The organism is Sphingopyxis sp. KK2, from assembly GCF_001990265.1.
Classification (GTDB): domain Bacteria; phylum Pseudomonadota; class Alphaproteobacteria; order Sphingomonadales; family Sphingomonadaceae; genus Sphingopyxis.
In genome coordinates, this window is sequence record NZ_LYVN01000262.1 from 1 (window position 1) to 2,303 (window position 2,303).

Sequence of the window (2,303 nt, forward strand, 5' to 3'; positions counted from 1 at the left end):
TGGGGGGAACCGATTTTCGAAGAAAATTGGGGGGCACCCGCCGGCCTTGTACAGCCGCGCCGTCGCCCGTCATACTCGGCCTTGCCGAGACGACCCCACCCTCTCGGCCGTGCGCTACCCTTGCCGTATCACTCATTTCGTGCCCCCGATTTGCGAATGACAAAGAGGCTGTCGTGCTGCCGACTTTGCCCCTCCCTGGCATCACCCGGATCGGTCTGAGCTTCGCTTTGCTGGGCAGCAGCGGTCCCGCTCGCTCGGAGCTGCGGGCTAGCAAGCGGGAAGAATATTGCCTGCAAGGGCGCCGCTGCGGCCACCGTTTCCACAGGTCGGACTGCCACCCGGCCCGCCATAGCGGCACCGTTGCGCCCTGTGACCTTGGCGACATAATCGCGCGTCTCGCGCGGCAACGGGCGACCGGTGCGCAGATGCTCGGCATAGCGCCCCGGCCCCGCATTATAGGCCGCAAACAGGCCCGGATAACCGAAGCGGTCGTACATCGCGCGGAGATAGGCGGTGCCGCCGATGATGTTGTCGCGCGGCGCATGCGGATCGGGTCCAAGCCCATATTGCGCCCGGAGCGCGGCCCAGGTTCCGGGCATGATCTGCATCAGCCCCATCGCGCCCGCATGGCTCGTGATTGGCCTCCCGCCGAGATGCGTTCGGCCTCCGCTCTCGGCCGCGATCACCGCAACCACCCAGGCCTCGGGAAGGCCGAAGCGTGCCGCCGCCTCAGTGACATAAGGCCGCCAGCCTTCTGCCTCGCGCGCCGACGATCCGAACGACAGGATCGTCGCAATGAGGGCGAGCGCTGCGCCGACAGCCTTCAGCGCGCCCACAGCAAATGCGCCCTTCCGACGATGTCTCTAGCCTGCGTGACCCCGAAATAACGGCCGTCGAAGGACGCAGGGGCGCCTGCCATGAGCAGAAAAACCTCGCCCTTGCGAACAGCGACACACCCTTCCCACCATGGCAGGGTCCGGCCCTCCGCATCGCGCCCGAGGCGGGTCACTGCCGGCACGCCGTTGACCGAAAGTGATGCGCCGCGCGCGCAGATTTCATCGCCCGCTACCGCGACCGCGCGCTTCACCAGCGGCACATTCGCCGGGAGATAATGACGCCGGGCGGCGAGCGAACGCCACGGCTCGGGCGTCCGCGCCACTACCATGTCGCCGACCACGATGCGCCCGCCGGGGCTAACGACGTAGAGGCCTCGTGGGGCGCTCGCGCTTGCGTTCCAGATAAGGCGCGGAACCGGCGGGACGATGACGGTGACGAGTAGCGCGGCAATCCCGGCGGCGCCGGCGGCGAAACGAAGACGGAGCTGGCCGCGCGCCTCGCGCGCCGTGCGCAGCGCCTCGCCCCACGCCATCAACGGGAGATCGGGACGCTCAAGCACGACCCGGTTCCCGCGCTACGGCGGGCGCGGCGGCCCTGCCCGTCGCGGTGCCGCGCGACCAGTCGATCAGGTCGTCGATATGGTAGCGAACATAGCGACCGTGGCGCCGGAACGGCGGCCCCTCGCCCTGCCCGCGCATATATTGAAGCTTGCGCGGGCTAAGCCCGAGATAGGCGCCCGCCTGTTCGGTATTGAGGAACGGCGTTCCCTTCTTAGCCGCGCGCGCGCGGGCGATTTCATCGTCAGTCTCGGTCATTTGCGGTTGGCCTTCCTCGCATCGGGGTCCGGCGCGGCGGATGCAGCGCCCTGCGTGTCGATGCGGCGCGCGGCGGCGCGCGGAGAGGCTCGCAAACGGGAGAGACAGAAAAAGAGCCCCCGCGCCCCGAAAGGCGCGAGGGCGAGTTGGGGGCGCTCGGTCAGTCCATCGGGTTCCAGATGAGCGCATAGGTGTCGTCGTCGTCCTGGCCGGCGGCCCGGCCGAGGTTCGCATAGATGCGGCGCGGCCCGAATTCGGGGGCAGCGAAGCTCAGACTGACATATTGCTTGCCCGACTGTTCGCCGGTTTTCACCCAGCCGGCGCCGATCTCGACATTGTCCGAGAAGACCCGGAAATCGGGCTGCAACTCGTGCGACTTGCTCCGATTGGGCCGGACATCGATCTCTGCGCGGATCGAAAGCGTCTTGAGCTGACCGCGATATCCTTCGGACATGGTGCCGCTCACAAAGCCGATTGCTGCCATTGTTCGTCTCCTTGAAATCGCCTGCGAGGACCATCCCCGGGGCGTGGCGGATCAAGGGAAAGGGGCCTCAGGCGGCGGCGCACCCGAAGGGCCGCAGCGCAGCGGAGGACGGGCACGGCGCGCCTTTTTTGGTGCGCAGCACATGCGCGAGGAGCCGGCGCAGCCGG

At 68.0% G+C, this 2,303-nt stretch carries 4 protein-coding genes; all 4 read right to left on the reverse strand.

Features of this window, described 5'->3' with window-relative positions; translation table 11 throughout:
• Positions 1 to 128 precede the first annotated feature (128 nt).
• Positions 129 to 836, reverse strand: a complete 708-nt coding sequence (locus tag B1A78_RS22130) for a lytic transglycosylase domain-containing protein (protein WP_083734414.1) — start codon at positions 834 to 836, stop codon at positions 129 to 131.
• Positions 824 to 1,369, reverse strand: coding sequence for a S26 family signal peptidase (locus B1A78_RS21530; protein ID WP_077148875.1), 546 nt, complete (start codon positions 1,367 to 1,369; stop codon positions 824 to 826). The genes B1A78_RS22130 and B1A78_RS21530 overlap by 13 nt, the downstream gene beginning before the upstream one ends.
• Before the next feature lie 19 nt (positions 1,370 to 1,388).
• Entirely contained in the window at positions 1,389 to 1,652 is a 264-nt protein-coding gene (locus tag B1A78_RS21535) for a helix-turn-helix domain-containing protein (protein ID WP_077148876.1), read from the reverse strand.
• Positions 1,653 to 1,812: 160 nt separating this feature from the next.
• Entirely contained in the window at positions 1,813 to 2,136 is a 324-nt protein-coding gene (locus tag B1A78_RS21540) for a DUF736 family protein (protein WP_077148877.1), read from the reverse strand.
• Between the last annotated feature and the right edge of the window lie 167 nt (positions 2,137 to 2,303).